Genomic DNA, 4,579 nt, shown 5'->3' on the forward strand with positions numbered 1-4,579 from the left:
CGCCCACCCCGCGCTGCCCGCGCGAACGCGCACAGCGGGACGGCGCGGAGCGGCACGGCAGGCGGCGCGGAGCGGCACGGCAGGCGGCGCGGAGCGGCACGGCAGGCGGCGCGGAGCGGCACGGCAGGCGGCGCGGCTGCGTCGCCCGGCGGGAGGGATCAGGAGGAGGCGAGGCGGGCGCGGAGGGCTTCGGCGGAACGGCGCTCGCTGCGCTGCTCCGTGGCGTACGCGAGGCGCACCGCCTCCTCGGCGCAGGCCAGCGCGGCCGTGGGCTGGCCGCAGGCGGCCAGCGCCTCGGCGAGCACGCTCGCCGCGATCACCTGGCTGCGGACGTCCTCCGCCGGTGCGGTGGCCGCCCGCCGGGCCCAGTCCAGCGCCTGCTCCCGCTGCCCGTGCGCGAGCAGCGCGGAAGCGTACCGGGCCATCGTCTGGCGGCGGGAGAAGAGCAGTGAGGGCCCGGTGGCGGCGGCGGTGGCCACCGGAGCGAGCAGCCCGACGGCGGTGGCCGAGTCACCGGCGGCCAGCCGGGCGGTGGCCAGCAGCACCCGCGGCGCCACCTGGGCGGGCGCCTGCGGGTTGTGCGGCTCGACGGCGGTCAGCACCGCGCGGGCGTACCGCTCGGCGGCTGCCCCGTCGCCCATGTCCAGCGCCACGAAGCCGCGCAGCGTGCCGGCCATCCCGGTGAGCAGCGGGTGCGAGGTGCGCCCGGCGTACGACAGCGCATCGGTGAGCAGGTCGGCGGCGTGCTCCGGTTCGCCCAGCCCGCGCGCCACCACCCCGCGTACGACCAGCGCGAAGCCCTGGCCCCACTCGTCGGAGGCGGCGGCGAACTCCCGGTACGCCCGGCGGGCCGCCCGGTCCGCCTCGGCCAGGTCGCCCAGCTCGGCGGTGGCGAACGCCTCGACCGCGCGCAGGGTGCCCACCGCCCACGCCTCACCGACCCGTTCGCCGAAGGGCAGGAAGACCCGCGCCAACCGGCACGCCTCGCGCAGCCGGCCGGCGAGCAGCCGGGCGAACGCGGTGGTGCCGCGCAGCCAGGCCCGCCCGTACGGGTCCTTCAGCTCGGCGAAGAGCCGCGCCGCCCGGCCGAGCACCGCGTCGGTGCCGGCGAAGTCGCCGCGGGTGGTGGTGATCCAGGCCAGGTTCTGCAACGACCACGCCTGCCCTCGGCGGTCCTGCACCGCCAGGCTCACCTGGTACGAGGCGGCGAGCCGGCTGCTCGCCTGGCCCAGCCGGCCGGCGATGAAGTCGGCCATGCCGAGCCGGCGCATCGCCGACGCGCGCAGCGTGGGCAGGTCGCCGGCCGTCGCCACCTGCAACGCCTCCCGCCAGCAGGCCGCCGCGCGGGCCTGGTCGCCCATCGTCTGGTGGGCCTGGCCGGCGAGCAGCAGCGCGCTGGTCCGCACGGCCGACTCGTCGCCGGCGTTCGCGGCGATCTTCTCGGCGTAGGCGAGCGCGTCGGCGGGGCGGCCGACCTGGAGCAGCGCCCGGGCGTGCACCACCCGGTCGGCGGCCGGCACCCCGTCGCGGGCGAGTTCGGCGGCGCGTTCGGCGTACTCCACGGCCAGCGCCGGCTCGCCGGCGTGCAGCGAGCGGCGGGCGGCCCGGCCGAGCGCGGCGACCCCGAGCGGCACCACGGCCCGGGCCGGCGCGTCTGGCCGCAGCCCGACCGCGTCGGCCAGCGCGGCGGCCCGCTCGACGTGCCCGGCCACGAAGTCGTCCCGGGTGGCGTCGGTGAAGCCACCTGGGGTGCCCGCCCCGCCGGCCGGATCGGCGACGGCCCACCGGACCAGGGCGGCGTGCCGCTCGGCCAGTTCGGCCTTGCTCACCCCGGTGTACGCGGCTTCCCGCATCAGCGGGGTGGCGAACGCGTAGCCCGTCCGGGTGCGGTGCAGCATGCGGCGTTGCAGCAACTCCTCGACGGCCCGCTCCCGCTCGACCGCCACCACCGCCGCCGGGCGGCCGTCCCGGCCGGTCCGCTGCTCGCGCAGCGCCTCCAGCGCGCCGGCCGGCACCGTGTCGCCGACCACCGCCGCGTCCCGCAGCACCGAGCGGGCGTCGGCGGGCAGCGCGTCGATGCGGGCGGCGAGCACGGCGGCGAGGTCACGGGAGAGCAGCCGGCTGCCGAGCGAGCCGGGCACCAGCCGCCACCCGCCGGACTGGGGTGCGCGGCGGTCCGCGACCGCGGTCAGCGCGCCGCGCTCCATCAGCAGGGTGACCAGCTCGGCCAGGTAGAACGGGTTGCCCTGGGCGGTGGCGAGCAGCCGGTCGGCGTCGGCCTGCGGCAGCCTGCCGCCGCCGAGGTAGCTGGTGAGCAGCCGGGCGGCGTCGGCGCCGCGCAGCGGCGCCAGCGCGTGCACCTCGGCGTCCGCGACCCGGGTCAGCGTCCCGGCGGTCCGCACCAGCTCGGGCCGGCCGAGCAGCAGCACCAGCACCGGTCCGGTGAGCCGGGACAGGGTCACCCCGAGCGCCTGGATCGTCTCGGCGGTGGCGTCGTGCAGGTCGTCGACGACGACCACCAGTGGGGCCTCCACGGCCAGTGCGCTGAGCAGGTCGGCGACCGCGTTCGGTACGGCGTCCGCGTCGGCGGGCGGCTGGGCGGTGCTCCACTCACCCTGGTCGGTCGGGCCGCCGCTGGGCAGTTCGGCGTACCCGAGCAGGGCCAGCAGCTGGTCGGTGGCGATCGGGGCCGGGTCGGTGCCGGCGCGGCCGAGCCGCTGCCCGAGCCGGCGCAGCCGCTCCTCGACGGCCGGGCGGGTGAGCGCGGTGGCCGGGTCGTTGGGCAGGCCGACCGCCGCGCGGACCAAATCAGCCAGCGGGGCGAGGCGGCGCCGCTCGCCGAAGGCGGCGCACCGCACGGAGAGCACCCGGGCGCCGGTGTGCGCGGCGTACCGGCCGGCGCCCACGTCGTAGCCGGCGGCGAGGCGTTCCACCTCGGCGGCGAACCGGGACTTGCCGATACCCGCCTCGGCGGTCATCAGCAGCACCCGGGGCTCGCCCCGGTCGATCACCTCGGCGAGCCGCCCGGCGACCCGCCCGATTTCGGTCTCCCGGCCCACGAAGGGCGCCTCGTCACCGAGGCCGGAGCGGGTGCCCGGGGCGTCCAGGAGTCCGAGCAGCTCGTACGCCTCGACCGGTTCGCGCTTGCCCTTGAGCCGCAGTGGCCGCAGCGCCCGCCAGGACGCCACGTGCCGCGTCGCGGCGGCGGTGCGCGCGCCGGCGTAGACGGCGCCGACGGCGGCGGCGTCGGCCAGCCGGGCGGCGGTGTTGACGGTGTCGCCGATGACGGTGTATTCGATGGCGGCCTGGATGCCGGCGATCACGTCCCCGGTGTTCAGCCCGACCCGCAGGCCGAGCGGCGCGCCGCCGCCCCGCTCGTCGTCGAGCACCCGGCGGACCGCCCGCTGCATCGACAGCGCGGCCCGGACCGCCCGCTCGGCGTCGTCCTCGTGCGCCACCGGGGCGCCGAAGACCGCCATGATCCCGTCGCCGGTCAGCTTGTCGACGTGCCCGCCGAAGGTCTTCACCGCGCCGGCCAGCGCGGCGAGCACCCGGTCGGTGACCGCGCCGACCCGCTCCGGGTCGAGGTCCTCGGACCAGGAGGTGAAGTCCGACAAATCGCCGAAGAGCACCGTCACCACGCGCCGCTCGGCGGCGGGCAGCATGGCGGCGGCCGGCAGCGCGGCCCCGCAGTTGTGGCAGAACCGGGCGCCGGGCACGGCGACGGTTCCACACACCGGGCAGGTCACGCTTGCTCCAACCCCGCAATGCCACCGCCGGATTCCCGGCCCAGGTACTCCAGCTGCGCGCGGACCGACCACTCGGCGGCCCACCACAGCGACGGGTCCACGTCCGCGTAGACCGTCGCGACCACCTCGCTGGCGGTGGTGGCGCCGCCGGCGACCGCCGCCCGGACCTGGTCGAGCCGGGCCCGGCGGTGGGCGAGGTAGAACTCCGCGGCGGCGCCGCAGTCGGCCAGCGCCGGGCCGTGCCCCGGCAGCGCCGGGACACCACGGTACGTGGCGAGCAGCTCCAGGCTGGTCAGATAGTCACCGAGGTGGCCGTCGGGGTGGGCGACCACGGTGGTGCCCCGGCCCAGGATGGTGTCGCCGGTGAGGACGGCCTGCTCCTCGCCGTGCCGGGCCAGGAAGCAGACCGAGTCGCCGGTGTGCCCCGGGGTCGGGACGAGTCGCAGGTCGAGCCCGGGTACGCCGGGCACGGGACCGGAGCCGAGCGGTTCGCCGGCGTGGGTGTGGGCGGGGTCTACGGCGAGCACCGGCACCCCGGCGAGCAGCTCGTGCAGCCGGCGGGCGCCGTCGGTGTGATCGGGGTGGCCGTGGGTGATCAGCACCAGCCCGATCGGCTCGTGCGTGGCGACCGCCGCCAGGTGCTCCTCGTCGGCGGGCCCGGGGTCGATCACGACGCCAGGCTGACCGGGCGCGCGCAGCAGCCAGGTGTTGGTGCCGTCGAGCGTCATCGGCCCGGGGTTCGGAGCGCGCAGCAGCGTCACCCAGCCCGGCAGCTCGTCGGCCAGCGCCGCCGCCGGCGCCGTCACATGCCCGCCCATGGCTGCGATCGT

General features: G+C 78.1%; 2 protein-coding genes. Both read right to left on the reverse strand.

Annotated elements, in window-relative coordinates; genetic code table 11:
• Positions 1-158: 158 nt before the first annotated feature.
• Entirely contained in the window at positions 159-3,749 is a 3,591-nt protein-coding gene (locus C1I99_RS29585) for an adenylate/guanylate cyclase domain-containing protein (RefSeq protein WP_111137475.1), read from the reverse strand.
• Positions 3,746-4,567 carry an MBL fold metallo-hydrolase gene (locus tag C1I99_RS29590; protein WP_111137476.1) on the reverse strand — a complete coding sequence of 274 codons (822 nt, stop codon included), beginning with the start codon at positions 4,565-4,567 and terminating at the stop codon, positions 3,746-3,748. The genes C1I99_RS29585 and C1I99_RS29590 overlap by 4 nt, the downstream gene beginning before the upstream one ends.
• Positions 4,568-4,579 lie beyond the last annotated feature (12 nt).

It is taken from the genome of Micromonospora deserti (assembly GCF_003236335.1).
Lineage (GTDB): Bacteria > Actinomycetota > Actinomycetes > Mycobacteriales > Micromonosporaceae > Micromonospora > Micromonospora deserti.

Coding starts and splice junctions, on each gene's coding strand:
- C1I99_RS29590 (WP_111137476.1), bottom strand. CDS start 4,567: ATGGGCGGGCATGTGACGGCGCCGGCGGCGGCGCTGGCCGACGAGCTG.